This is a genomic window from Achromobacter sp. 18P8.1.1, from assembly GCF_057799415.1.
The window spans coordinates 54700-79974 of the sequence record NZ_JBYOKH010000027.1 but is presented as its reverse complement, the minus strand read 5'-3'; the positions used below and the strand labels follow the sequence as shown (position 1 = coordinate 79974).

Genomic DNA, 25275 nt, shown 5'->3' with positions numbered 1-25275 from the left:
ACGCGTGGAGCCGGTTTGCGCTCAGATAATTAGGTGCCTTACTATATGCCGCTGAATTGAAGAACAGGAAGACACCCATGTCCCTCGCTGTACGCACGCCGCCCATGCTCGAACCGAAACACCATGCGTTGCTGGACGAGGCAGCGCGCCGCGGGCTGGCCTCAGCCGACGACATCGGCCTCTGCTTTCAGTTGCTGTCGCTGGCCAACGCCATTGACCGCGATTGCGCGGCACGGCTGGCGCCGCAGCAGTTGTCGGAAGGTAAGTTCGTGCTGTTGTTCCTGTTGCACGATCAGGCGGATGGCCTGTCTGCGCATCAGCTTGCGGATGGGGCAGGCGTGACGCGCGCGACTATCACCGGCCTGCTCGATGGACTGGAGCGCGACGGCTTTGTGCTGCGCGTACCCGGCCAGCTGGATCGGCGCAGGGTCATGGTGACGTTGACAGTCAAGGGCAAGTCGGTGGCGGCGACGCTGTTCAATGAACACACGGACTGGATCGGTTCCCTGTTCGGGGGCTTGGCCGCTTCGGACAAAGCTCGGTTAAGCGACCTGCTGACGCGCGTCTGGGTTGGCACCGACACCGGCCGCGCCGCCTTGCGCAAGGAGCCGCAATGACCCGGACCGCATCGCCTGTCGTCAAAGCCTCGGGCCGCGGCGTCAAGGACATCAGCGCCGCCCGACTGGCACAGTTGAACGCGGGCGCGCCCGCCTCGACCCTGACCGAATGCCTGGCGGTGGATTTCGCGGCGTTGATGCAGGCGGTCGCGCCGGAAGTCGGCGCCGAAGCCATCGCGCTGATGCGCGCGGAAGCCGCTACCGGCATTTCCAAGCGCATGGCGGTGGCGGCACGTATCCTGGGCGACCACCTCGGTCCGCAGGCCGATGCGCAATTCAGGACCCACGAATCCGACACCGTGCGCGGCTGGGCCTGCTTCCTGGTTGGCGCATCGCCGGACGTGCCCTTGCAAGCCCGCCTGGACCGTATCCGCCCCTTGGCGGACGACGCCCATTTCGGCGTGCGCGAATGGGCGTGGCTGGCGTTGCGCCCGCGCCTGGCCGACGACGTGGAAGCGTCAGTACAGGCGCTACGGCCGTGGACCCAGGACCCATCCGAGCGTGTGCGCCGTTTCGCCAGCGAAGCCTTGCGTCCGCGCGGGGTCTGGTGCGCCCACATCGTGGCGCTGAAGTCGGACCCGGCCATCGCGCTGCCGCTGTTGGAGCCGCTACGCGCCGACCCGGCAGCCTATGTGCAGGATTCCGTGGCGAACTGGCTGAACGATGCCAGCAAGGACCAGCCTGCATGGGTGCGCGCCGTGTGTGCGCGGTGGCTGGCCGGCAAGCCCGCCGCCGCGACCGAGCGCATCTGCAAGCGCGCATTGCGTTCGATCGGGGCGTAGCGGCATCGATGTCAGAGCTGGCTCATCCCGCCGTCCACGATGATCTCGGTGCCCACGATGAAGGCGGACTCCGGCGCGGCCAGGTGCAGCACGGTGGACGCCAGTTCCTGGGGCGTGCCGAAGCGGCCCAGCGGAATCTGCGCCTGGATGCCGGCTGCGGTCTTTTCCAGGGCCTCGGCGTCCAGGCCCAGCTTGCCGTAGATGGGGGTAGAGATCGGGCCCGGGCTCACCACGTTCACGCGGATGCCGCGCGGCAACAGTTCGGCCGATAGCGTCTTGGCCAAGGAAATCAGGGCGGCCTTGCTGGCGGCGTAGATGGACGACGCCGGCATGCCGATGTGGGCGTTGATCGACCCGTTCAGCACGATGGAGGCGCCGGGGTTCAATAGCGGGTCCAGGGCCTGCAGCTGGAAGAACACGCCTTTGATGTTGGTATTGAAGGTCTGGTCCCAAAGGTCTTCGGTGGCGTCGGCCAGCGTGGCGAATTTGGCGATGCCGGCGTTGACGAAGACCGCGTCCAGCCGGATGCCGGCCGTTTGCAGCGCGTCGGCCAGGGCGGCTGCCGCACCGGGCGCGCCTGCGGTGTTCTGGATGGCCACGGCGCGCGCGCCCAGCGTGGCGCGGGTGGTTTCCAGGGCGGCGGCGTCGCGCCCCGTGACGATGACGCGGGCGCCTTCGGCCGCGAAGGCTTGCGCGGCCGCCAGGCCGATGCCGCTGGTGCCGCCGGTGACCAGGACGGTCTTCTGTTCAAAACGGTTCATGGTGATCTCCTTGGGAGTCGTTCGATAAGGTGTAGCCATAGTGCGCCGGGCCGGGCGCTTTGTCGTACGATCTTCCGGACGAACACGTTCGAAGGAATCGCACATGTTGACAGTGAATGAACTGGCGCTGCTGGAAGCCATCCGCGACAGCGGCAGCCTGTCGCGGGCGGCGGTGAAGCTGGGGCGCGCGCCGTCTTCGGTGTCGCACGCGGCCCGGCAACTGGAAGAACGGTTCGATGCGCTGCTGTTCGACCGCCGCCGCTACCGGCTGCAATTGACGCCGGCGGGCCAGTTGCTGGCCGACGAGGCCACCCGGCTGATGCTGGACGTCTCGCGTCTGACGCAACGCGTCAAGCAGGTGGCCAGCGGCTGGGAGGACCGGCTGCACATCGTCAGCGACGAGATCCTGGAATTCGAACTGATGTCGCCCTTGATTCAGGCGTTCGACCGTCTGGACTCGGGCGTGACGCTTCGGTTTACGCACGAAGTCCTGGGCGGCACGTGGGAAGCGCTGCGCGAAGGCCGGGCCGACCTGATCGTGGGGGCGACGAACGAACCCCAGTCTATGCCGAATCTGCAGTGGGCGGCACTGGGCGAAATGGAGTGGCTGTTTGCCGTATCGCGCCGCCACCCGCTCGCCAAGGCGAAAGCCCCCTTGCGCCAGGACCAGATCCAGCAGCATCGGGCCGTGGTCGTGGCGGATACGGCTCGCGGCGCGTCGGCTCGTGCCTATGGACGGGTGGGTGGCCAGGCGGTGCTGGCGGTGCCCAGCATGCGCGCCAAGATCCTGGCGCAGCGCGACGGCCTGGGCGTGGGCTGGGTGCCGCGCCACCGGGTGGCCTCTCTGCTGGAACGCGGCGAACTCGTGGAAAAGGCAACCGAGACGCCGCGCGAGCCGAACCTGCTATATCTGGCATGGCGCGGCGGGCATGAGGGCAGGGCGCTGCAATGGTGGCTGGATGCGCTGCGCCAACCCAAGATGGCGCAAGCCCTGATGCGCGGGATCGACGCTTTCCGTTGAACCTTGCGCCGGGAGTGTTGCAAACGGGGGAATGGCCGGTGGCGGGCCGGCGCCACCTCGCATAGAATGCGATTAATTCTTGTTATCAAAACTCACGCATCGAGCTTCCGTCGTGTCCGACCCCGTTACCGCCACCCCCGCGCACGACGCGATCCAGACGCTGTATGTGGAACACCATCGCTGGTTGCTGGGCTTTCTCAGGCGCCGCCTGGGCGGTTCGGACCACGCGGCCGATCTGGCGCACGACACCTTCGAACGCATCATGGGGGTGGACCCGCAACCGATTCTGGCGCAGCCCCGTGCCTATCTGACGACGGTCGCCAAGCGGCTGCTGTTCCGTCATCACCGCCGCGGCGTCATCGAAGCCGCGTATCTGGACGTGCTGGCCGCGCGTGGCGAACCGTGCGAGCCCTCGGTGGAATCGCGCCTGATCGTGGTCGAGACGCTGGTCGAACTGTGCCGCCTGGTCGACGGCATGGATGCACGCACCCGCGCCATCTTCCTGCTGGCGCAACTGGAAGGCCTGTCGTATCCGGAGGTCGCGCAGCGCACCGGGTATTCGCTGGATATCGTCAAGAAGACGATGTCCAAAGCCTTGCAGCGCTGCTTCAGCGTGATGTACGCGTAGGCGACCCAGGCGCATGACTTCCTTGTTTGGGTCCGCGCGGCCGCCTAGCCGACCCGCCGTGGTGGCGGCGGCCACCGACTGGCTGGTCTGCCTGCAATGCGACCCCACGCCGGCCGACCTGGCGCGCTGGCAAGCATGGCGGGCGGCGAACCCGGACCACGAACTGGCGTGGCAGCGGGTGGCAGCGATGACGCAGGTGCTGGACGCGCATGCTGCAACGCTGCCGGGCGCTGCAGCCAGCCAGGTCGTGGAGCAGGTGAGCCGTTCGCAGGCCGGCCGGCGGCGCATGCTTGCGGCCTTGCTGGGCGTGTCCGCCACCGGGGCGCTTGTCATGGCCACGGGCGAACCCGCGCCATGGCGTCTGTGGACGGCGGCGTACCGCTCGGGCGTGGGCGAACGCCGCCTGCTGACGCTGGAGGACGGCACGCGGTTGATGATGAACACCCGCAGCGCCGTCGATACGCGTTTCGATGCCCAGGCGCGGCGCATCGTGCTGGTGGAAGGCGAGATCTGGGTCGAGTCCGGGCAGGACGCCTTGGGCAGGCCGTTGATCGTAGAGACGCGCAGTGGTTTCGTCAGCCCGATCGGCACACGCTTCACCGTGCGCCAGCTTGGCGACGAAACACAGACCCATGTGGCCGTGCTGGAGGGCGCCGTGCGCATCCAGACGCGGTTGGGCGGCACGGAATTGCGGCTGAATCGGGGAGAGCGCACGGCGTTTGACCGCTACGTCGTGGACGCGGCGCAACCCAGCCCCGCCAATGCCGATGCCTGGACCAGCGGCATGCTGTTCGCCGACGATTGGCGGCTGCAGGATTTCCTGGCCGAGCTGGGGCGCTACCGGCGCGGCTTTCTGCGTTGCGACCCCGCGGTGGCCGATCTGCGCGTCACCGGCGCCTTCCCCATCCAGGACACCGACAAGGTCCTGCGGCTGGTGGAACGGATCCTGCCCGTGCGCGTGCATACCCGCACCGCGTACTGGGTGACGGTGGGGCCGTGACGGCGGTGCGCAGCTATTTTGTAACAGGCCGGCACCGTTTCGCGATTCGAGCATTAGACATGGGGACAGCCGCCTTGACGGGCAGGGCTGTCCACCGCTAACGCTCACAAGGATCGCCTCATGCCGCATCATCCCCGCCGTCGCCGCGCGACGCCCGCCACGCTGTCGCCCGCGCGCCGCTGGCTCTGCCATATTGCATTCGGCTTGCCCGCCGGCGCGTTGCTTTCCACCTTGGCGCCGGCCCAGCCCGCCTACGCGCAGGTGGTGGACACCAGGCAGCAGTACGGTATCGCGGCAGGCCCCGTGCGCCAGGTGTTGCTGGAATTCGGGCGTCGTTCCGGCGTGATGGTGGGGGCCGAACCCGCATTGATCGCGAATGTGGACAGCCCGGGTCTGCGCGGCACGTATGGCGTGCGTGACGGCTTGGCGGCCCTGCTTGCCGGCACCGGCCTGGAAGCCGTGGCAGAAGAAAGCGGTGCTTACCGCTTGCGCCGCGCGCCGGCCGCACCCGGCGCCGCGGCTGTCTTGGAACCCGTGCGCGTAGTGGGGCAAACCGAAAGTGCGTGGGGGCCCGTGGTCGGCGTGGCGCCTAAGCGAAGCGCCACCGGCACCAAGACCGACGCTTCCATCCTGGAAATTCCCCAGACGGTGAACGTGGTGAGCGCCGCCGAGATCTCGACGCGCGGGGCCACCACGGTTGCCCAGGCGCTGCGCTACACGCCGGGGGTCAACGTCAACGGCTATACCGATTCCAACATGATTGCCGACGAGGTCGACTCGCGCGGCTTCGCGCCGGCGCCGCTGTACCTGGACGGCACCTATCTGCCATACGCGGGCAGCTTGGGCGGCGCGCTACAGATCGACCCCTACCTGTTGGAACGGGTTGAAGTGTTGAAGGGGCCCGCGTCGGTGCTGTACGGACAGAATCAGCCGGGCGGCCTGATCAACCTGGTGTCCAAGCGTCCGTCCGAAGAACGGCTGCGTGAAGTGCGCATGAGCGTGGGCAGCTATGGCCGTGTGGAAAGCAACCTGGACCTGACGGGCCCCGCCAACGAAGACGGTTCGTTGCTGTACCGCGTGACGGCGGTGGCTAACGGCGGCAACGAACAGATCGACTACAAGGAAAGCCGCCGCCTGTTGATTGCGCCCAGCTTGACGTGGCGCCCCAGCGCGGCTACCTCGCTGACGTTGTACACGCAGCTGCAGCGCGATGGCGGGGTGCCGGACTATCAGCCGTTGCCGGCGATCGGCACGGTGTTCGCCGGCCCGGACGGCAAGCGCATCGACCGCGATATCTTCACCGGCCAGCCCGGGTACAACGATTTCTACCGGCGCCAGTATGTCGTCGGCACGGACCTGTCCCACAAGTTCTCCGAGCAAGCGGCGTTGCGCCAGACGATCCGCTTCGTGGACGTGCGCGACAACTACCGGGGCTTCTATCTGAACCGTTTCGTGCGGGACGCTGACGGCAACACTGATTACAGCCAGGCCAGCCGGACCAAGCTGGATTGGGGGCAGCACAACAATGTGATCAGCATCGACAACAACCTGGAATTGAAGGGCCGGACAGGCGCGTTGGACCACACGGTGCTGGTCGGCCTGGATTACCGCCATTTCTCGCGCAAGTACACCGGGTACAACAACTACGCCGCCACGCCGCTGAACCTGTACGACCCCGACTACAACGTCGCGCAGCCGGACACCGAACTGACCACGCAATGGGACAACAGCGTCAGCCAGGTCGGGTTGTACCTGCAAGACCAGGTCAAGCTGGACCAGTTCGTGCTGACGCTGGGCGGCCGCTATGACTGGGCAAAGATCGACAACCAGGACCTGCTGGCCAACACCCGCACGCGCCGCAACGACAATGCCTTCAGCGGGCGCGTGGGCCTGGCCTATGTGGCAGAGAACGGACTGGCACCGTACATCAGCTATTCGGAATCGTTCTTGCCAGTGGTCGGCACCAATTACGCAGGCGAGTCCTTCAAGCCCACCACGGGCAAGCAGGTGGAAGTGGGCATCAAGTATCAGCCCGTCGGCAGCGACACGCTGATCACGCTGTCGGCGTTCGAGATCCGCCAGAAGAACATGTCTTCCGAGGACTTCGACCATCCCGGCTACGAAGTCCAGAACGGCGGCGTGCGGTCCAAGGGCGTCGAACTGGAGATCAAGTCGCAGCCCGTCGAACGGCTGGACGTGATCGCCGGGCTGACCTACCTGAACCCGCGTTCGACGCAGGGCTCGTATGATGCCGGCAAGCGCCTGGCCGCGCTGCCGACCTGGGCCGCCAGCATCTGGACCAATTACCGGCTGGCCGGCGATGTGCTGGGCGGCATGGAACTGGGCGCGGGAGTGCGCTGGACCGGCACCGCCTATGGCGATTCGGCCAACACCTTCCGCACGCCGTCCTTCGCGGTGGTTGATGCGTCCTTGCGCTACGACCTGGCGCACGTGTCGCCCTCGCTACGCGGCCTGGTCGCCAGCCTGACCGTGCAGAACCTGTTCGACAAGACCTACGTGTCCAGCTGCAACTATTCCTTCGGTTGCTACTACGGCAAGGCCCGCAGCATGATGGCCGGCGTTACGTACCGCTGGTAGCGCCTTCGGCGGCCAGCGCCGCCAGCACGCTGGGCCGTTGCGCGACGCGGGCCATATAGGCCGCAAGGGCGGGCCAGCGTGCCAGGTCGATGTCGAAGAACACCGCCCAGCGCATTACCGTGTACAGGTAGGCGTCGGCCACGCCGAAGCGGTCTTCGACCAGGTACCGGCGCGCCTCCAGTTCGGGCGCCGTGTAGTCCAGGCGCTTCTCCAGCCGCGCTTGCCACCAAAGGCGTGCCGCAGCCGGCAGGTCGCGGTTGAACAACGGGCCGAAACCGCCGTGGATTTCGGTGCTGATGAAGTTCAGCCATTCCTGCAGCCGGCTGCGCGCCCACGTGCCGTTGGGCGGCGCCAGGCCGGCCTCGGGCTTCAGGTCGGCCAGATACTGGACGATGGCCGGGCCTTCGGTCAGCACCTGCCCGTCGCCGCAGTCAAGCGCGGCGACATACCCCTTGGGATTGATTGCCAGGAAGTCGCTGCCATCGGCGCTGCGCTTTGTCCGGTTGTCCACGCGTACCAGCGTGAAAGGCAGGTCCAGTTCGCGCAGCACGATGTGCGGCGACAGGGAACAGGTGTCGGGTGCGTAATACAGCTTCATGGGTGAGTCCTGGATTCAACGAGACGCCCAGCTTGAGCCCGCGCAAGGCATGCGTAAAATTACTCTTTTAGAAATGTGCCATAAGTAAAACTGATTCCATGATGAATCTGATGCATTGGCGGCTGGTGTTGGCGGTGATGGACGCCGGCAACATCACGCACGCTGCCGCGCAGGTGGGCATGACCCAGTCCGGCGCCAGCCAGGCGATCGCGCAGTTGGAAGACACCTTGGGCGCGCCGCTCTTCACGCGCGAACGCCGGCAGACCGTTCCGACGGCGCTGGGGTTGCGCGTGGCGGACGAAGCCCGCGCCATGCTGGGCGGGCTGCATCGCATCCAGGCGCTATCGCGCGAAGCGAGCGGCGCCGCAGGTGGCACGCTGCGGCTGGCCAGTTTCCCGATGGTGTTCTCGACCGTGCTGCCGCCGGTGCTGCGGCGCTTCCGGCAATTGCACCCGGCCATCGAGGTGGTGTCCCTGGAGGCCACCGACGACGAAGTCGAAACCCTGCTGGCTGCCGGTACCGTGGACGTGGGCGTCGTGCTGAACGCCGCGCCGGGCCGGCAGGTATGCCCGCTGGGGCAAGACGAATGGATGGCCGTGCTGCCCGCCGCGCATCGGCTGGCGCGCGCGGGTAGCGCCATCGACTTGGCAGCGCTGACGGCTCAGCCCTTCGTGCTGGCCACGGGCGGTTGCAGCGTGCATGCGCAGAGCCTGGCGGCGGATGCCGGCCTGGCCATCGCAGACGTGCGGGCTTCGGTCCGCGATTGGAGCAGCGCCTTCGCGCTGGTCCGTGAAGGCCTGGGCGTGACGCTGGTGCCCGCGCTGACCTTGCCGGAAAACCGCCGCGGCCTGCGCGTGTTGCGGCTGGCGTTGCCGCTGTACCGGTCGTTTGGCCTGGCGGCCTCGGCCCAGGCGGCGGACAGCCCGTCGGTGCGGGCGCTGTTCAGCATGTTGCAGCGGGATGACAAGGCGGGGTAGGCAGGGCAGTCGCACCCGGCGCGCTTGTCATGGCGCGGACACGGTGCTGTCATACGCTTTTGTGCTCTCTAGCAGACATCGACGGGATGCCCCCATGCTGATACGCACCGCCACGTCCGAGGACAGCGCCGCCATCGCGGCACTGCTGACGCAATTGGATTACCCCGGTACCGCGCCCTTCATGCCACAGAAGATCGCGCAACTGACCGTTCACCCCGATGTGCGGCTGCTGGTTGCCGAAGACGAGGCGGGCCAGTTGCTGGGCTTCATCGGACTGCATTTCATGATCCAGCTGGCGCTGCCCGGCGATTTCTGCCGCATCACGTATTTCTGCGTCAGCGACCAGGCGCGTAGCGCAGGCGTGGGACGGCGGCTGGAAGCGGCGGCCGAGGACGAAGCGCGCGCACGCGGCTGCGACCGCATCGAAGTGCATTGCCATGAACGCAGGATGGATGCGCACCGGTTCTATTACCGGCAGGGGTACGAGGAGTCACCGAAGTATTTGATGAAGCGGGTGTCGTAATCCGTAAAATCCCGCCTAAGACATCCAACGCGGCATTCGCCGCGCACAACAGTCCAAAGGACGGGAATGGAAGAGACAACGCGAGACACGCCCCTTGATTGGGCGTCGCTGGTGGACGACCTGAACAAGCTGCTGCGCTTGAAGACCACGGTCATCGGCATGAAGCTGTTCGAGGACGAGGCCGCCATGGCGGGCGTGAAGGGCTTGCGGCGGCCGCAGGCCACGCATACGACCGACCAGATTGTCGGGATGGCGGCGCGGCTGGGTTGGACGGTGGGCATTACCGGCGACGACTTGGTCGGTTCGCAGTGCCGCGCGGTGGTGGGCCTGGGCCCGCAGGACGAAGCCTGGAAAAGCGGCAAGGACTACGTAGGTGTGTGGCATGCGACCGAGGCCGACGCGCGGGCACGCCAGGAGGCGTTGTCCTGTGTGCCCGCGGGCAAATACCGTGGGCTGGTGGTGTCGCCGCTGGCCTCGGGCCGGCTGGACCCGCCCGACATCTGCCTGGTGTATGCCACCCCAGGCCAGATGATCATTCTTATCAATGGCTTGCAGTGGAAGAACTACCGGCGTTTCGATTGGAGCGTGGTGGGCGAGACGGCCTGTGCGGACTCATGGGGCCGGGCGCTGGCTACCGGCGAACCCAGCTTGTCCTTGCCCTGTTTCGCCGAACGCCGTTATGGCGGCGTGCCTGACGAAGAGATGCTGATGGCGCTGCCGCCGCGCTATCTGCCGGTGGCGATCGCAGGCATGAAGGCGTTGGCCGCCAACGGGTTGCGATATCCGATCGCGCCTTACGGCATCCAGAACGATGTACGCGCAGGCATGGGCGTGAGCTATGCGCAAACGCCCAAGGCCTAGCCGGCGTCGCGCAGGGCGGCCGCCAGCGCGCGTGCCGCGGGCCCCAAAGGCAGGTCGATGCGGTGCGCCAGATAGGTCTCGGTGGCGACCTGGCTGGCGCGGCCCAGGCTGTCCGTGGGCAGGCGCAACAGGCGGCCTTCGGCCAGGTCGCGTTCCACCAGCCACAGCGGCAGACGGCCCCAGCCCACGCCCGCCAGGATCAGCGCATGCTTGGTGTCCTGGCCGCTGACGCGGCACGTCTGCGGCGACAGCACGGCGAAGTCGCGCCCTTCGGTCAGAGTGGACGGGTCCGACTGCACGATCTGCAGGTGGTCGGCCAGTTCGGGCGTGCCCAATGCGGCGTCGGACGAAGGGCGCCGCGCCAGGGGGTGGCCGGCGCCGACGACAGCGACCATCTGCACCGAGGACAGCGCCTCTACGGCGATGCGCGGGTGGCGGAAATGTTCGCCGGCGATGATGCCCAGCGTGTGGCTGCCGGTCAGCAGCGCGTCGATCGGGCCGCCCAGCGGCAGCACGGATACGCGGGTGGCGACGGTCGGGTAGGCGGCACGCATGGCGTTCAGCGCAGTACCGACCGCGGCGATAGGAAAAAGCGTATCGACGACTATCGACAGCTCAAGCTCGACGCCTTCGCCCAGGCCTTGCGCCCGGGCGCGCAGGGCGTCCACACGCAGCAGGATGTCTCGGGCGTTGGCCAGCAGCGCGTGGCCCTGCGGGGTCATGACGGGCCGGCGGCCGCTGCGGTCGAACAGCGTCACGCCCAGTTGCCCTTCCATATTGGCGATGGCGTGGCTGACCGCCGACTGCACGCGGGACAGCCGGCGCCCGGCCGAGCGGAAGCTGCCGGTGTCGGCCACGGCGGCGAACACGCGCAGCTGGTCCAGGGTCAGGGCGTCTATCATCGTCCGGTTGATCTATTCAATCGATCGCTTTCATCAAAAGATTATCACTTATCAAGATCGTTTCCGGCAGGCATGCTGTCGGAATCGCATGGGAAGAGAGGCGGGAATGAACCAGGTTGAAACGCGTTGGGCCGGGGTGCTGGCCATCGTGGGCGCGGGTGTGGTGGCGTCGCTGCAAGTGGGCAAGGTCATCATCGCCGCGCCGCTGCTGCGCCAGGACATGGGGCTGGACCTGGCCTCGATTGGCACGCTGACGGCCGTGTTTTCGATACTGGGCGTGGTCGGCGGAATTGCGGCAGGCGGCGTGATTGCCCGCTTTGGCGCACGGCGCATATTGCTGCTGGGACTGGTGGCGACGACCTTGGGCACGGCCGCAGGCGCCACGGCGCCCGGTTACGGCATTCTGCTGGCGTCGCGCGTGATCGAAGGCCTGGGTTTCCTGATGATCACGGTGGCAGGGCCCGCGGCCCTGCAGCGCATGGTGTCGGGCTCCAACCGGGATTTCGCTTTCGCGCTCTGGAGCTGCTACATGCCCGCCGGCATGGCCATCGCGATGCTGGCGTCGCAGGCGTTTGACCATTGGCAGGCGTACTGGTGGTGCGCGGGCGCGGCGGTCGTGGTCGCGCTGGCCTGCGTGGCGGCGCTGGCGCCGGCCACGCCCGGTAGCGCCAGGCTGTCTTGGGGCGGCTTGCGGCAAGACACGGCCGACACACTGGGAGCGGCGGGGCCCGTACTGCTGGCGCTGTCGTTCACGCTGTACAGCCTGATGTTCTTCGCGCTGTTCACCTTCCTGCCGGTGCTGCTGATGGAGCAATTGGGTTTGACCCTGGCGAAGGCCGGCCTCTACAGCGCGATGGCCAGCGCCGCCAACATCATCGGCAACCTGGGCGCGGGCATGCTGCTGGCGCGGGGCTGGCGGCGGTCGACGCTGATTGCCTGCGCCAGCGTGACGATGGGCGTGGTGGCGCTGCTGATCTTCCGCTCGGTCTTGCCGGCGATGCCCACCTTCCTGTTGTGCGTGCTGTTTTCGGCGGTGGGCGGCCTGATTCCCGCCACCTTGCTGGGCACCGCGCCGTTGGTGGCGCCGCGTCCCGCGCTGACGGCGGCGTCGGTAGGCCTGGTCATGCAGGGCAGCAACCTGGGGCAGGTCATCGGCCCGGTCACCGTGGGCGGCGTGATCGACCGCTACGGCTGGGCGTCGGCGTCCTACGTCGTGCTGGCGGCCGGCCTGGGCGGGTTGCTGATTGCGGCTTGCCTGCGCCGGGTGCGCGCGGCGCGCCTGTAGCGTCAAGGCGCGCCGTCCGTCGCATGGCGGTTGGCGGCGCGTCATGAAGCAGGCCTATCATGGAGGTCGATACTGTTTGGAGCCACCATGCATACGCCTGCCACCCGCCTCGTCATCTTCGATTGCGACGGCGTTCTGATCGATAGCGAAATCATTGCGGCGCGCGCCCAGTCGCGCGCGCTGGCCGAACACGGCATCGCCATCACTCCAGAAGACGCCGCCCGCCGCTTCGCCGGCATCCCCGACGCCGACATGTGGCAGACGCTGCAAGCCGAGAACGCCTGCACCTTGCCCGACGGCTTCGCGCGGCAGTATGCCGACCGCCTGGAAAGCACGTTCCGCCAGGAGCTGCGGGCCTTGCCCCATGTCCACGAGACGCTGGCCACGCTACGCGCGCGGGGGCTGGATGTCTGCGTGGCATCCAGCAGCACGCCGCCGAAACTGGAGGCCGCGTTAAAGCTGGTAGGCCTGTGGGACGCCTTTGCGCCCAACGTGTTCAGCACGGCGCAGGTCGCCAAAGGCAAGCCCGCCCCGGACGTCTTCCTCTTCGCGGCGCGCCAGATGCGCACCGCCATCCTGGACTGCGTGGTGGTGGAAGACAGCGTGCCCGGCGTGCGCGCCGCCCGCGCTGCACGCATGCGGGCGGTGGGTTACGTCGGCGCGTCGCACAACGGGCCGGACCAGCGCCAGCGCCTGCTGGATGAAGGCGCGTCCGACGTGATCGACGACCTGAGCCAGTTGCCAGGCCTGCTGTAGTCAGACGGCCGCGGGAACGGGTTCGGGTTTGACGCGCACCGCGCGCAGCACGCCGACCACCAGCAGGGCGATGCCCGCCATCGTCAGCGGTTCGGGCATCGTGCCACGCAGGATGAAGGCATAAGCCAGCGCGGCCAGCGTTTCAAACACGATCAGTTGGCCGGCCAGCGCGGTGGGCAGCCGTTGGCTGGCCTCGTTCCAGCACAGCGTGCCCAGCCAGGACGCGAACAGGCCGATGATGATCATCAGGCCCAAGAACACTTCCGGACGGGGCCCCAGCGGCATGGCGAAGCCGCTGCCCGCGACGGCCATGCCGCCCCACAGCACCGCGTAGCCCACGAGCGCCAGGGGCAGGGTGGCCACGCCCTGGGCGGTGGCCCAGGTGCTGGGACTGCGATCGGGGTGTGCCCGCAGCCAGTCGGCGTTGCGCAGCGGATACCAGGTCCAGCAAGCGACGGCGGCCAGCGCCAGGACTGCGCCGACGGCGTAGCGGCCCAGGTCCGCATCGGCGTCCTGGCGCAGTGCGGCAAGCTCCACCTGATTGACGCAGCCGATGCCCAGCGCGATCAGCGCCAGCGACGGCGCCAGGCGCTTCCACGGCAGCTTGCCGTCGCGGCGCGCGTTGCGCAGGTTGGCGCACACGGCGATCACGACGGGCAGCGTGCCGATGATCATGGTGGGGACGGGGCCGCCCGCGCGCTGGATGGCGCTGGCCAGGCACAGGTAGTACAGCAGGTTGCCGATGGCGGCCAGCTTCAGGGCTTCAATCCAGTCGGCGCGGGTCAAGAGCCGCAGGCGATGGCGGTCCAGCCAGGCAAGCGGCAGCGCAATCAGGCCGAAGGCCAGGTAGCGCGCCACGGATTGGAGTGCGGCCGGGTATTCCGGCAACAGCAGGGGCCCTACGAAGACCAGCCCCCACATCAGGCCGGCGGCCAGGGCATAAAGGGTTCCCGCCCACATACATTGCTCCAGGTAATCAATGCGGGCAGTCTAGCCAGCGGCGGGCAGGCCGGTCTTGTACCAGATTGCGGTGCCCCGGCTAGCCGCGGACCTGCTTCTGGTAGCGGGCGGGGGTGACGCCGTAGCGGCGCGAGAAGGCGCGGGTCAGGTGCGCCTGATCGGTCAGGCCGGCGGCCAGCGCCACCTGGGCGGGTTCGATGCCGGCGGCCAGCAAGCGCTTGGCTTCGAACAGCCGCAAGGCCATCAGCATCTGTTGCGGCGTGGCGTGGTGCTGCGCCTGGAAGCGGCGCAGGAAGTGGAACGGGCTCAGTCCCGCGACCGCCGCAAGTTCGTCCAGCGTCAGCCGACGCGACAGATGGGCGCGCAGGTAATCGATGACGGGCGCAAAGCGCAGCGCGCCTTCGTCCGGCGTGGCGCGCGGCACTTGAGCGTGGCGGCGGAATTCGCCCAGCAACATGTACAAGGCGCTGTCGAAGGCCAGCGGTTCGCGCGCCTGCCACAGAGTGTCGAGCAGGGCGGTGACGCGCTGCGCGCAAGCGCTGTCGTGGCCGACGGCCGTATCGAACCACCAATCGGATTCCCCGGTGACGCGCGCCACCACGTCCGGATCGATGTAAGCCATGCGGTAGCGCCAGCCGGTCTCAGTTTCCGCCTGGCCGGTGTGCAGTTCGTCCGGATTCATCAGCACGACCGAACCGGAGGGCGCCAGATGCTCCGCGCCCCGGTAACGGAAACGTTCCACCCCGGATTCGATGGCGCCCAGGCCATAGGCCTCGTGTGTGTGGGGTTCGAAGGCGTGGCGCACGATGTGCGCGCGGTACAGCTCCACGCCCGGCTGGTGCGCCGCATGACGGAATTCGGCACGGTCATTGGGATGGTCGAACGCCGCCGGCACGCCCGTCAGGACGGGTGCGCCCGGCTCGGCAGAGGCGGCGGAATCGGAATGCATGATTGGGATTTAAGCATGCCGGGTGGGCCCCAGGAAGGTCGTGGCCTCCGGAGGGGGCAGACCTTGCCCCGCACGCGCCGCAAATTCGCGCAGCTTCTGGATGCTCATGGGGCGGCCGAAAAGCCAGCCCTGGGCATACTGCACGCCCCGTGCTTGCAGGATATTGCGCTGCGCCTCGGTTTCCACCCCTTCGGCGACCATCTGCAAACCCAGCGAACGCGCCAGTTCAATGATGTGGAAGGTCACCAGGCTGGTCGGGGCGTCGGTGCCCAGCGTGTCCACGAACATCTTGTCGATCTTCAGGAAGTCCAGTTCATAGGTGGCCAGGTACGACAGACTGGAATGCCCGGTGCCGAAATCGTCGATCGCCACGCGGAATCCGCCCGCGCGCACCGCCAGCAGCACGCCGCGTGCTTTCTCGGGAGCGATCAGCCCGCGTTCGGTGATCTCCAACACCAGACTGCCGGGCCGCATGCCCGCCTGTCGCACCAGATTGCTCATCCGCGTATCGACGCCACCGGCGTGTAGATCCTCGGTAGACAAGTTGATGGAGATGTGCAAACGCGGGTTGCCTCGGAGCAGCCCGCCGGCGTCGCGAACGACGATCTCCATGACCCTGGACGTGATCCGCTGGATCATGCCATTGGCCTCGGCAAGCGGGATGAAGACGTTGGGGCTGATCAGCGCGCCGTTTCCATTGCGCCACCGAGCCAGCGCTTCGGCGCCGACGCATCGGCCGTCACGCAAGTCAATGATGGGCTGGTATTCCACGAAGAACTCGTCGCGCTCGAAGGCGGCTTGCAGTTCGCCGGTCAACGACATGCGGCGGTGCGCGACGACGGCGACCGCCCAGGTCAGCAGCGCGCCCAGGATAAGGCCGACAGGTCCCAGGACATAGGCGGAGCGTCGCACATGCGCCTGCACCAGCGACGACGGCATGGCGGCCAGCGCGGCGCTGTCGGTGGCAACGGACGGCTGGATCACCACGAAGTAGCCCTCGTCCTCGAACTGGAGGGGCACGCCCTGGTAGCGGCTGACCCACTCGTCGCGGATCACGCCGCGGCGTCCCAGGATCCGATGCTGCCCGCCGGTGAAAAACGCCAGGGAGACCGGCGAGTCCCGGTTCAGCAAGTCGATCGCCAGGTCGGGGTAGGCCAGGGCCGCGTAGCCGTCGCGCCCCAGTACGCTGAAGGTGTGGCCGGGCAGGTCGGGTAATTCGATCCCGCTCCAGAAGCGCAGACCGTATGGCCGGTTGCCGTCGGGTTTGCCCAGATTGAGCGGAAGGCGCTGACTGCCCAGTGTGGAGCAGACCAGCGAGTCGTTCTCCAGGCGCGCCATGCCCGCTACGTGGCTGAAGGCCGCCGACAGGATGCCCATGCGCGTCAATTGTTCCGCCGAACAGGGGGGCTCGGCGGAATTGCTGTTCAGGGCGGTGATGGCGTCGCTGATCTGTAGACGGGCATTGTCGGCCCGGTGCAGCACATCGTCCGCCATGTCGTGCAGGGTCGCCAGGGCATCTTCGCGCCCCTGCGTCTGGGCCAGATACAGCGATAGCGAAAAGGGCACGAGCAGAGCTAATACCCCGATTGTGGACGCCAGTAGCACCGTGCCAGTCTTGTTCATGCGACGCTCCGCCCCTGTCAGTTTCGCGTTTCGGACGAGCCTACTCCTGGCCGGAAGTCCCGGCGCGCGCATTGACAATCTTTGACAGTGGCGGGGAACGCGGGCGCGTCAGCCCTTGACCGTGGGCGCAAGCTGCGCCTGCATCTGGCCGGCGCGCGCCAGCAGCAACTCGCGTTCGCGGGTATTGCGCGTCATGCCGGCGGCGCGCTCGAATTCCGCGTAGGCCTCGGCGTGGCGGCCGAGCTTGGCGAGCAGGTCGCCGCGCACGCTGGGCAGCCAATGGTAGTTGGCCAGTGCCGCATCCGCCGCCAGCGCGTCGACGAGGTCAAGTCCCGCTTGCGGGCCGAACGCCATGCCGACGGCAACGGCGCGGTTCAGCGCCACCACTGGCGACGGCATCACTTGCGCGAGCGCGTCGTAAAGCGCCACGATGCGCGGCCAATCGGTGTCCTGCGGCGTGCGGGCGCGCGCATGACAGGCCGCCAATTCCGCCTGCAAGGCATACGCGCCCAACGCCCCGCCTTGGGCGGCCGACCGCGCCAGCGCCGCCAGCCCGCGCCGGATCAGCAAGGGGTCCCAGCGGCCGCGGTCCTGCTCCATCAGCAGCACCGGGCGGCCTTGCGCATCGGTGCGGGCCGGCAAGCGGGAGGCCTGCAGTTCCATCAGCGACACCAGCCCATGCACCTCGCCTTCGCCCGGAGTCAGTTCAGCCAGGATGCGGCCGAGGCGCAACGCTTCGTCGCACAGCGCCGGGCGCATCCAGTCATCGCCTGACGTGGCCGAATAACCTTCGTTGAAAATCAGGTAGATGACCTCCAGCACGGACGCCAGGCGCGGGCCGCGGTCCTGCTCGCGAGGCACTTCAAAGGGCACCTTGGCCGCGGTCAGGCTACGCTTGGCGCGCACGATCCGCTGGGCAATCGTGGACTCCGACGCCAGGAAGGCGCGGGCGATCTCTGCGGTAGACAGACCGCCCAGCAAGCGCAGCGTGAGCGCCACGCGCGCTTCGGTGGACAGCACCGGATGGCAGGCGGTGAACACCAGGCGCAGCAGGTCGTCACCAATATCGTCCTGGCGGGCGGCGTCCAGCGCATCGACAAAATCGGGTTCCACGTCGGCCTGCAAGGCCTCCAGCTCGTGGCCGATCTGATCGTGCTTGCGGGTGTGCAGCGCGTCCAGGCGCAAGCGGTCGCGGGCGCGGTTTTTTGCGGTGGTCATCAGCCACGCTCCCGGGTTATCCGGCACGCCGGTATCGGGCCAGCGCTCCAGGGCGGCCACCAGCGCATCCTGCGCCAGCTCTTCAGCCAGGCCGACATCGCGCACCAGCCGTGCGACGCCGGCGATGACGCTGGCGGCTTCGATCCGCCAGACCGCCTCGATGGCCCGATGGGTTGCCGCCTGGCTCATGCGCCGGCCGCTTCGCCCGGAACCATGTACACCAGTTCCCAGATATGGCCGTCCAGGTCTTCGAAGCCATGGCCGTACATGAAACCATGGTCTTGCGGCGCACGCGGCGCAGTGCCGCCAGCGGCCACCGCCCGGGCGACCAGATCATCGACTTCCGCGCGGCTTTCGCAGGACAGGCAGATCAGCACTTCGGTGGCCTGGGTGGCGTCGACCAGCGGCTTGCCGGTGAACCCCTGGAAGAAGTCCTTGGTCAGCAGCATGGCGTAGATGTCGTCGCTGATGACCATGCAGGCGCCCTGGTCGTTGGTGAACTGCGGATTGAAGGTGAAGCCCAGGCGCTTGAAGAAGGCTTGGGATTTCTGCATGTCGCCGATGGCGAGGTTGACGAAAATCTGCTTGTGCATGTCAGTGCTCCGGTATGGGCCTAGCGCTTTTCAGCCACGGCCTTGAGGTTGGCGAGGCCGTCTTCAAAATCCTGACCGACCATGCGGTCCATATTGAAGAAGATGTGCATCAGTTTGGCAATGAAGTTCAGCCGGCCTTCCATGACCCAGGCGACGCGCGTGCCATCGCCGGCCGGCGTCAGGCTGAAGTTCACCTGATTGACGGCCGAGAACGGTTTGATGAAGGTCAGGCGCATCGTCACGGCCGTGTCCGGCTGCGCCGACTCGATGCGCATTTCCCCCACGCCGACCTTGTCGCTTTCCCAAGCGTAGGTCGCGCCCGGGCCGACGGTAGTCGCGCCGTAGCGGCCCTTGATGGCGGGGTCTTTCTTTTCGTACGGGTTCCAGGTGTTGAACGCGTGCAGATCATTGATCAACGGGAACAGCCGGTCGGGCGGGGCCTGGATCTTCGCGCTACGTTCAACGCGGAACGTGTCTGGCCGTGTGGCGGCATAGGCCAGCAGCAGAACAAGGGCGGCCAGGACAATCAGCAACAGGGTTTTCAGCATGGTGGGATTCCGCGCGGCTCAGTGGCTGACGCCGGGGATGTCGCGAAAACGATCCACGGCCTTGCTGGGGCCGAAGTCGTCCAGTTCGAACAACTGGCGGACTTCGATGGCGCAGGGCTGGCCGGTGAACGGCTCCGGAAAGCGCAGCGCCCATTGCATGGCTTCTTCGCGTGAACGCACCTGGATCATGGTGTAGCCGGCGATCAATTCCTTGGTTTCGGCAAAGGGGCCGTCCACCACCTTGCGCTGGCCGCCTTCGTACTCTACACGCCATCCTTTGGACGACGGTTGCAGGCCGCTGGCGTCCAGCAGCACGCCAGCCTTGGCCAGCGCCTCGTGGTACGTCGCCATTGCGGCAAGCAGGCTTTCTTCCGGCATCACGCCGGCTTCGCTGTCGGGCGTGGCCCGGACGATGATCATGAATCGCATCTGCGTCTCTCCTTGGATTTGGACATCGCAGCCCGCGTTCCGGTTGGAAACTCCGGGCTTGTACTGGCACGACGAACGGCGAGACGTCAGATCGACAAAGAATTTGCCGACCTAGGGTAAGTACCAGGTCGGCAGGCTGCTACATGAAGCACGGCCCCAGTTCGCGGACCTCGACGGTTGCCCATTGCGCCGCCGGGCATTCGGCGGCCAGGGCCAGGGCCTCTTCGCGGCTGTCGCACGTCAGCAGGAAGAAGCCGCCGATCATTTCCTTGGCCTCGGCGTAGGGGCCGTCCACCAACGAGCGTTCGCCGTCGCGGATTTGCAGGCGCACGCCTTCGGACTCTGATTTCAGGGATTCAGCTTGCGTCAGCAGACCGCGTGCCTTCAGGCCCTCGGCGTAGCGCACCATCTGCGCATAGGCTTCGCGGCCTTCCTCGGGCGTGCGTTGGGCGCGCTGGCCCACGGGTTCAACGATCAGCAGCAGGTAGGACATGGGGTTTCCGGATTCTGGCTCGCGGTGGCGGGTTCGGAAAGCTTACGTCAGTCTTCCTGGAAAATCGATTGATGCCGGCTAGCCGGCCGTGGGCGCCTGGCCCAAAAAATGCCGGGTCACCCATCGCTCGCACACTGCCCATAGCTCGGGCGCGCCTTTTTTGATGGCGGGCCCATAGCGCGAAAAGACCTGTTCCAGCGACACGCCGCTTTCGGTCCAGGTGCCGCCGCCGGTGTGGATGTTAATCAGCAGCGGCTGAAAACGGTCGAGCGCTTTTGCGAACTGCGCGTCGTCGGTCTCGGCTTGCTCGAATTCCTGCCACAGACCCAGGAATTCGTCGCGTTGCGCCTGCGGCAGCAGGCCAAACAGCCGCGTCGCCGCCTGGGATTCACGTTCAGCCTGCCGTTCTGCGGAATGCCCGCCGTGGATCGGCGTATCGCCGACGTCGATCTCGACGACGTCATGCAGCAGGAGCATCTGCATGACCCGGTTGATATTGACCGACCCGGCGGCATACTGGCCCAGGACCATTGCGTACATCGCCAGGTGCCAGGAGTGCTCGGCGGTGTTTTCCTTCCGGCTTTGATCCAGCAGTGGCGATTGCCGGATGACCGTCTTCAGCCGGTCGATTTCCCGTAGAAAATCCAGCTGCCTTTCCAGTGCCGTCGATTGCGTCATCTTGCCCGCCCAGAGTTTGTCCACCCTCCAGTGTACGGAAAGGCGTCAGCCCTGGCGGGTCACTGCGCTGGGTCGGCAGCTTGGGCGGGGGGCTGCGCCTGGGCCTGCTTGACCGGCGTCTGCTTGGGCGCGATGTCCATGATCAGTTCGACGCGGCGGTTGGCGGCGCGGCCGGCTTGCGTGTCGTTAGACTCGATGGGCCGGGTTTCGGCATAGCCCACGGCACGCAGCCGCTGGGCCGACACACCGTCGCGCACCAGTTCGCGCAGCACGCTGGTGGCGCGGCTGCTGGACAGTTCCCAGTTGGAGGCGAACTGCCGGGTCTGGATCGGCACCGGGTCGCTGTGGCCTTCCACCGACACCTGGTATTCGTTCTTGGTCAGGATGGCGGCCAGGCGCTTGATGACCTCCAGGCCGGCAGGGCTGAGCGTGGCTTGGCCCGAGGGGAACAGCAGTTCGTTGCTGATGCGGAAGCTGACGGACTGCTCGTTGATGATCACGTCCACCGACTTGCCCAGGTCGCCCAGGCCCAGCGATTCCTTGGAAGGCGCCTTCAACGGCGGGGCGGCGTCGGCCACTTTCACGCCGTCGTCGACGGGGGGCGCTTCGGCGGCTGGGCTTTCAGCGGGCGGTTCGGCCCAGCTGGCAGGGATCGGCGTGGCGTCGAATTCGGAGTATTCGCCGTCGTATTTAGGCAGGCCGCTTGCGGCCAGCGTGCCGACCAGCTCGACGGGTGTGTCGGACGCGGCAGGCGCCTGACCGTGCAGGCGCGCCACCGCCAGCATCACCACCAGCATGGCCAGCAGCAGGGTGATCAGGTCCAGATAGCTCAGCAACCAGTTCTCGGAGTCCTGCTCCACGGTCTCTTCGACGTGCCAGCGGGCGTAACGATCCTTGCGGTCGGTCTGGCTGGGGCGCCAGCCGCTGCTGTCCGCCGCTTTCTGGGCGCGCAACTGGGCCTGGCGGGCCTGTTCGATCCGCTGCGCCAGGGAAGGGGAAATCAGGCTCATTGACGCGCGGCGGCCGGACGGGTGATGGAGACGGGTTGGGCGGCGGGTTTGACCTGGCCTTCCGTCTTGGGTTTGGGCTGCGTCGTGGCGGCCAGGCCGCCGTCGTAGATTTCGTCTTCAACGTGCATGACGAAGGAATTCAGGGTCTCGCGCACGACCGCGGGGCCGCGCTTTTCGCACATCATCGAGATGCCTTGCAGCACCATGTTCATGGATTCAATGCGGCGGGCGGTGCGGCGTTCAAGCTTCAAGGCGATCGGCTTGCAGACCAGGTTGGCCAGCAGGATGCCGTAGAACGTCGTCATCAGACCCACGGCCAGATGCTGGCCGATCATCGTCATGCTGCCGTCGCCCAGCACCGCCATCAGGTTGATCAGGGCGACCAGCGTGCCCAGCATGCCGAAGGCCGGCGCAAAGGTGGCCATCACGCGGAACATCTGCGCTTCGGCCTGTTCGCGGGCCCGCAGCCGGGCGACGCGCCATTGCAGCACTTCGATGATCTGGTCTTCGGGGGTGTTGTCGATGATGAGCTGCACGCCCGTGCGCAGGAACGGGTTCGAGACCTTCTTGAGCTCTTGCTCGACCTTGTGGACGTCGGTGTTCATCCACAGCTGCGCCATCGACACCAGTTCTTCGATATCGCGCTGCTGGTCGTGCTGGTCGTTGCGGAACACGGTGCGCACCAGCTTGAAGATGCGCAGGACTTCAGGCAGCGGGTAGGCGATGAACAGCGCGGCGCAGGTGCCGCCCAGGACGATGGCCAGGCCAGGCAGGTTGAAGTACATGCTGGCGTCGGTGGCGGACAGCGCGACGACGATCAGCAGGGTAAGCAGGCCGACGACGGCGCCGATGACGGAAGACGGATTCATGGATCTTGGCCGAAAGGGTAGGCATGCCGCGCGCGGAATGCCGGATTTTCGGGAAATTCTAGCCAGGACCCGAGCGAGTCAATCCGCCGGAAAAGAGGGCGAAAGGGCCGGTAAGCGCCGGCTTAACCGCTTAGTCAGCCGGGGGGCTGGCCCCAAAAAATAGGGCCGTATTCCGCTGCTCAAGCATGGCGCTGGCGCCGGGCCAGCCATTCTTCGCGGGTGATTTCCCAGATTTCCGCGGGCTGGCGGCCGCTGACGAAGCCGCGCTCTTCGGTGCTCACCACCCGCATCCCGCTGCGTTCGGAGATCTTGCGCGATCCGGTGTTGGCGACGGCCTTGGGCGCGCGCAGGAGCGGCTTGCCCAGCACCTCGAACCAATAGGCGGTGACGGCGTCGCAGGCTTCGGTCATGTAGCCGCGGCCATGGAAGTCCGGGGCCAGCCAGAAGCCGCGGTTGTTATGGGATTCGTCGTCCATCAGACTGATCACGCCGATCAGGCGGCCGGGGGCGTCCAGCGTGCGTACGGTCCAATGCCATTGTTCGCCCCGGCGGACGGCGGGCAGCGCCACGCGCTCGATGTAGTCACTTGCGCCGTTGTCCGGGTACGGCCAGGGCACCTGATCCGCCAGGAAACGCACGATCTCCCATTGCGGAAAGACGCGCTGGATGGCGTCGGCGTCCTCCATGCCTAGCGGCTGCAGGGTAAGGCGGGCGGTGGTCAGGGCGGGGTAGGGCATGGCGGCGGCGGGGCGGGCGCAGAGGGGCCGGAAGGGCGGTCGCAAGGGCGGCCAGAGGGTGGCGGAGCCGGATATGTATATCATGAGCGGTATCTGGCGGTCAGCCGCTACAGCCGCCGCAGCATTGGAGAACCACATGAATACCCCCAACGAAAACGTCAGCATGGCGCTTTTCTGCGACTTCGAGAACGTAGCGCTGGGTGTGCGCGACACCAAATACCAGAAATTCGACATCCGGCCCGTGCTGGAGCGCCTGCTGCTCAAGGGCAGCATCGTCGTCAAGAAAGCCTATTGCGACTGGGAGCGGTACAAAGAATTCAAGGCCCCGATGCACGAAGCCAATTTCGAGCTGATCGAGATTCCGCACGTGCGCCAGTCGGGCAAGAATTCGGCCGATATCCGCCTGGTCGTCGATGCGTTGGACTTTTGCTACACCAAGTCGCACGTCAACACGTTCGTGATCATCAGCGGCGATTCCGATTTTTCGCCGCTGGTGTCCAAGCTGCGCGAAAACAACAAGAAGGTCATTGGCGTGGGCGTCAAGCAATCCACGTCCGATCTGCTGATCGCTAACTGCGACGAATTCATTTTCTATGACGACCTGGCCCGCGAAGGCCAGCGCACCGCCGACGCGCGTCGCGACAACCGGGGCGGCGCCAACGCCGGCCAGCGCCGGACGCCGGACGAAGAGCGCCGCCGCAAGGAAGAGCTTGAGGCCCGCAAGACCCAGGCGGTGGAAATGGTCGTCGAGACCTTCGAGGCGCTGATGGCCGAGCGCGGCGACAGCGGCAAGATCTGGGCGTCGGCGCTGAAGGATGCGCTCAAGCGCCGCAAACCGGATTTCAACGAGTCGTACTACGGCTTTCGCGCCTTCGGCAATCTGCTGGACGAAGCGCAGTCGCGCGGCTTTCTGGAAGTGGGCCGTGAAGAGAAGTCCGGCACCTATGTTTATCGCGACAGCGCCGACAGCGCGCCGGCCGTGAACCGCTCGGGTGGCCACAGCGGATCCCGTTCCGCGCAAGGTCGCCAGGCGGCGCCGGCCGACGTCGAGGCCGACGAAGCGCAGACCGGCGCGGTGCAAGCCGGCGCGGTGCAAGAGGAAGCCAACCCCCGTCCTTCCCGCAAATCGCGCGGTGGGCGCAAGTCGGGCAGGGGCACCAGCCAGCATGCGGAAGCGGCCGTGGCCGTGCCGTCGGATGCGGCATCTGAGGAACCGGCCGCGCCGTCCGAGGCCTTGGTTCAGGCCGACGGACAAGCAGAAGCCAGCCAACGGGTAGAGGCGAACAAGCAGGCAGAAGCCAACCAACAGGCAGAGGCCGACAAGCAGGTCGCAGCCGCCAAGCAGGCGGAAGTCGACAAGGAAACCGCCAAGAAGCTTGCCGAGGAAGCCGCCACGCTTGAGGCCATGCGCGCAGATGCGCTGGCCCGCGCCCAGGCCCCCAAGCCGGTCCAGCCGTCGCGGCTGCCGCCCATGCCCACGCCGTTGCCGCAGGCTCGCCAACCGCTGCCTGCGGTGGACATCGCCGAATGGACGTTTGTCGAACCTGCTGCGGAAACGCGTCGCGAACCCGCCAAGGCGCCCGCCAAGGCGTCGGACCCGTTCGCCGGCGGCCAGGCCAGACCGGTTGAAGAGGCGCCGGCCACGCCGGCGGTCAAGCGCGCCGTTACCCGCGGCCGCAGCGCCACTAAGACGGCCACGGCCACGACCAAGGCCGTGACGGCCTCTGCGCCGCAGGCTGAAACCACCGATGAGGTGGCCGCCAAGCCCGCCCGCAAGACGGCCAGCAAGACGGCCAGCAAGACCGCCAGCCGTACGCGCCAGCCGCGTAAGACGGCGGCCTCGGAATCCTGAGGCGCCG

The 25275-nt window shown here is 66.9% G+C and carries 27 protein-coding genes; 12 read left to right on the top strand and 15 right to left on the bottom strand.

Going from position 1 to position 25275, the window contains the following annotated elements; translation table 11 throughout:
- Positions 1–77 precede the first annotated feature (77 nt).
- Entirely contained in the window at positions 78–617 is a 540-nt protein-coding gene (locus AC27VE_RS18105; protein WP_488704619.1) for a MarR family winged helix-turn-helix transcriptional regulator, read from the top strand.
- Positions 614–1399: a HEAT repeat domain-containing protein gene (locus AC27VE_RS18100; protein ID WP_488704618.1), complete on the top strand. Its 786-nt coding sequence runs from the start codon at positions 614–616 to the stop codon at positions 1397–1399. The genes AC27VE_RS18105 and AC27VE_RS18100 overlap by 4 nt, the downstream gene beginning before the upstream one ends.
- Positions 1400–1410: 11 nt before the next feature.
- Here the strand turns inward: AC27VE_RS18100 and AC27VE_RS18095 are convergent, their stop codons facing one another.
- Positions 1411–2160: an SDR family oxidoreductase gene (locus tag AC27VE_RS18095; RefSeq protein ID WP_088587181.1), complete on the bottom strand. Its 750-nt coding sequence runs from the start codon at positions 2158–2160 to the stop codon at positions 1411–1413.
- Between the two features lie 103 nt (positions 2161–2263).
- On the opposite strand from AC27VE_RS18095, the gene AC27VE_RS18090 reads away from it, so the two are divergent.
- The 4 genes from AC27VE_RS18090 (at position 2264) to AC27VE_RS18075 (ending at position 7407) form a co-directional block, all read left to right on the top strand.
- Complete coding sequence (locus AC27VE_RS18090; protein WP_488704617.1) at positions 2264–3181, top strand: LysR substrate-binding domain-containing protein; 918 nt, start codon at positions 2264–2266, stop codon at positions 3179–3181.
- 112 nt (positions 3182–3293) lie between these two features.
- Positions 3294–3809: a sigma-70 family RNA polymerase sigma factor gene (locus tag AC27VE_RS18085; RefSeq protein WP_315131545.1), complete on the top strand. Its 516-nt coding sequence runs from the start codon at positions 3294–3296 to the stop codon at positions 3807–3809.
- 13 nt (positions 3810–3822) lie between these two features.
- Positions 3823–4809: a FecR domain-containing protein gene (locus AC27VE_RS18080; protein WP_427957767.1), complete on the top strand. Its 987-nt coding sequence runs from the start codon at positions 3823–3825 to the stop codon at positions 4807–4809.
- Between the two features lie 120 nt (positions 4810–4929).
- Positions 4930–7407 (top strand): TonB-dependent siderophore receptor, encoded by a 2478-nt coding sequence (locus tag AC27VE_RS18075; RefSeq protein ID WP_488704616.1) that lies wholly within the window; start codon positions 4930–4932, stop codon positions 7405–7407.
- Here the strand turns inward: AC27VE_RS18075 and gstA are convergent.
- Entirely contained in the window at positions 7391–8005 is a 615-nt protein-coding gene (gstA, locus tag AC27VE_RS18070; RefSeq protein WP_488704615.1) for a glutathione transferase GstA, read from the bottom strand. The genes AC27VE_RS18075 and gstA overlap by 17 nt on opposite strands.
- Positions 8006–8103: 98 nt before the next feature.
- Here gstA and AC27VE_RS18065 point away from each other — a divergent pair, with 98 nt between their 5' ends.
- The 3 genes from AC27VE_RS18065 to AC27VE_RS18055 all read left to right on the top strand — a co-directional run bounded on the left by AC27VE_RS18065 (position 8104) and on the right by AC27VE_RS18055 (position 10366).
- Positions 8104–8982 (top strand): LysR family transcriptional regulator, encoded by an 879-nt coding sequence (locus tag AC27VE_RS18065; protein WP_488704614.1) that lies wholly within the window; start codon positions 8104–8106, stop codon positions 8980–8982.
- A 94-nt stretch (positions 8983–9076) separates the two neighbouring features.
- Complete coding sequence (locus tag AC27VE_RS18060) at positions 9077–9505, top strand: GNAT family N-acetyltransferase (protein ID WP_315131554.1); 429 nt, start codon at positions 9077–9079, stop codon at positions 9503–9505.
- A 66-nt stretch (positions 9506–9571) separates the two neighbouring features.
- Positions 9572–10366, top strand: a complete 795-nt coding sequence (locus AC27VE_RS18055; protein WP_488704613.1) for a DUF169 domain-containing protein — start codon at positions 9572–9574, stop codon at positions 10364–10366.
- Here AC27VE_RS18055 and AC27VE_RS18050 read toward each other — a convergent pair.
- Positions 10363–11268: a LysR family transcriptional regulator gene (locus tag AC27VE_RS18050; RefSeq protein WP_488704612.1), complete on the bottom strand. Its 906-nt coding sequence runs from the start codon at positions 11266–11268 to the stop codon at positions 10363–10365. The genes AC27VE_RS18055 and AC27VE_RS18050 overlap by 4 nt on opposite strands.
- A 106-nt stretch (positions 11269–11374) precedes the next feature.
- Between AC27VE_RS18050 and AC27VE_RS18045 the strand changes: the two genes are divergently transcribed.
- Both AC27VE_RS18045 and AC27VE_RS18040 read left to right on the top strand, forming a co-directional pair.
- Entirely contained in the window at positions 11375–12553 is a 1179-nt protein-coding gene (locus AC27VE_RS18045; RefSeq protein WP_488704611.1) for an MFS transporter, read from the top strand.
- 87 nt (positions 12554–12640) lie between these two features.
- A complete protein-coding gene (locus AC27VE_RS18040; protein WP_280026029.1) occupies positions 12641–13309 on the top strand; it encodes an HAD family hydrolase in 669 nt (222 codons plus the stop codon).
- On the opposite strand, the gene AC27VE_RS18035 is transcribed toward AC27VE_RS18040, so the two are convergent.
- The 12 genes from AC27VE_RS18035 to AC27VE_RS17980 all read right to left on the bottom strand — a co-directional run bounded on the left by AC27VE_RS18035 (position 13310) and on the right by AC27VE_RS17980 (position 23416).
- Positions 13310–14269, bottom strand: a complete 960-nt coding sequence (locus AC27VE_RS18035) for a DMT family transporter (protein ID WP_488704610.1) — start codon at positions 14267–14269, stop codon at positions 13310–13312.
- A 79-nt stretch (positions 14270–14348) separates the two neighbouring features.
- On the bottom strand, positions 14349–15218 hold the full coding sequence (locus AC27VE_RS18030) for an AraC family transcriptional regulator (RefSeq protein ID WP_488704609.1): 870 nt from the start codon (positions 15216–15218) through the stop codon (positions 14349–14351).
- 9 nt (positions 15219–15227) lie between these two features.
- Entirely contained in the window at positions 15228–16841 is a 1614-nt protein-coding gene (locus AC27VE_RS18025; RefSeq protein WP_488704608.1) for an EAL domain-containing protein, read from the bottom strand.
- A 108-nt stretch (positions 16842–16949) separates the two neighbouring features.
- The gene (locus tag AC27VE_RS18020; RefSeq protein ID WP_488704607.1) at positions 16950–18248 is read right to left on the bottom strand and encodes an RNA polymerase sigma factor; all 1299 of its coding nucleotides are present in this window, start codon (positions 18246–18248) and stop codon (positions 16950–16952) included.
- A complete protein-coding gene (locus tag AC27VE_RS18015) occupies positions 18245–18652 on the bottom strand; it encodes a VOC family protein (protein WP_006224359.1) in 408 nt (135 codons plus the stop codon). Before AC27VE_RS18015 ends, AC27VE_RS18020 begins: the two co-directional genes overlap by 4 nt.
- A 20-nt stretch (positions 18653–18672) precedes the next feature.
- Complete coding sequence (locus AC27VE_RS18010) at positions 18673–19200, bottom strand: SRPBCC family protein (RefSeq protein WP_488704606.1); 528 nt, start codon at positions 19198–19200, stop codon at positions 18673–18675.
- Between the two features lie 18 nt (positions 19201–19218).
- Entirely contained in the window at positions 19219–19629 is a 411-nt protein-coding gene (locus AC27VE_RS18005; RefSeq protein WP_427955843.1) for a YciI family protein, read from the bottom strand.
- 139 nt (positions 19630–19768) lie between these two features.
- Positions 19769–20122, bottom strand: coding sequence for a YciI family protein (locus tag AC27VE_RS18000; protein ID WP_006224361.1), 354 nt, complete (start codon positions 20120–20122; stop codon positions 19769–19771).
- 78 nt (positions 20123–20200) lie between these two features.
- On the bottom strand, positions 20201–20800 hold the full coding sequence (locus AC27VE_RS17995) for an HD domain-containing protein (protein WP_488704605.1): 600 nt from the start codon (positions 20798–20800) through the stop codon (positions 20201–20203).
- A 59-nt stretch (positions 20801–20859) separates the two neighbouring features.
- The gene (locus AC27VE_RS17990) at positions 20860–21810 is read right to left on the bottom strand and encodes an OmpA/MotB family protein (protein ID WP_488704604.1); all 951 of its coding nucleotides are present in this window, start codon (positions 21808–21810) and stop codon (positions 20860–20862) included.
- Entirely contained in the window at positions 21807–22679 is an 873-nt protein-coding gene (locus AC27VE_RS17985; protein ID WP_006224372.1) for a motility protein A, read from the bottom strand. The genes AC27VE_RS17990 and AC27VE_RS17985 overlap by 4 nt, the downstream gene beginning before the upstream one ends.
- Before the next feature lie 179 nt (positions 22680–22858).
- Positions 22859–23416: a GNAT family N-acetyltransferase gene (locus AC27VE_RS17980; protein ID WP_427962103.1), complete on the bottom strand. Its 558-nt coding sequence runs from the start codon at positions 23414–23416 to the stop codon at positions 22859–22861.
- A 136-nt stretch (positions 23417–23552) separates the two neighbouring features.
- Here AC27VE_RS17980 and AC27VE_RS17975 point away from each other — a divergent pair, with 136 nt between their 5' ends.
- Positions 23553–25268, top strand: a complete 1716-nt coding sequence (locus tag AC27VE_RS17975; protein WP_488704603.1) for an NYN domain-containing protein — start codon at positions 23553–23555, stop codon at positions 25266–25268.
- Positions 25269–25275: the final 7 nt, after the last annotated feature.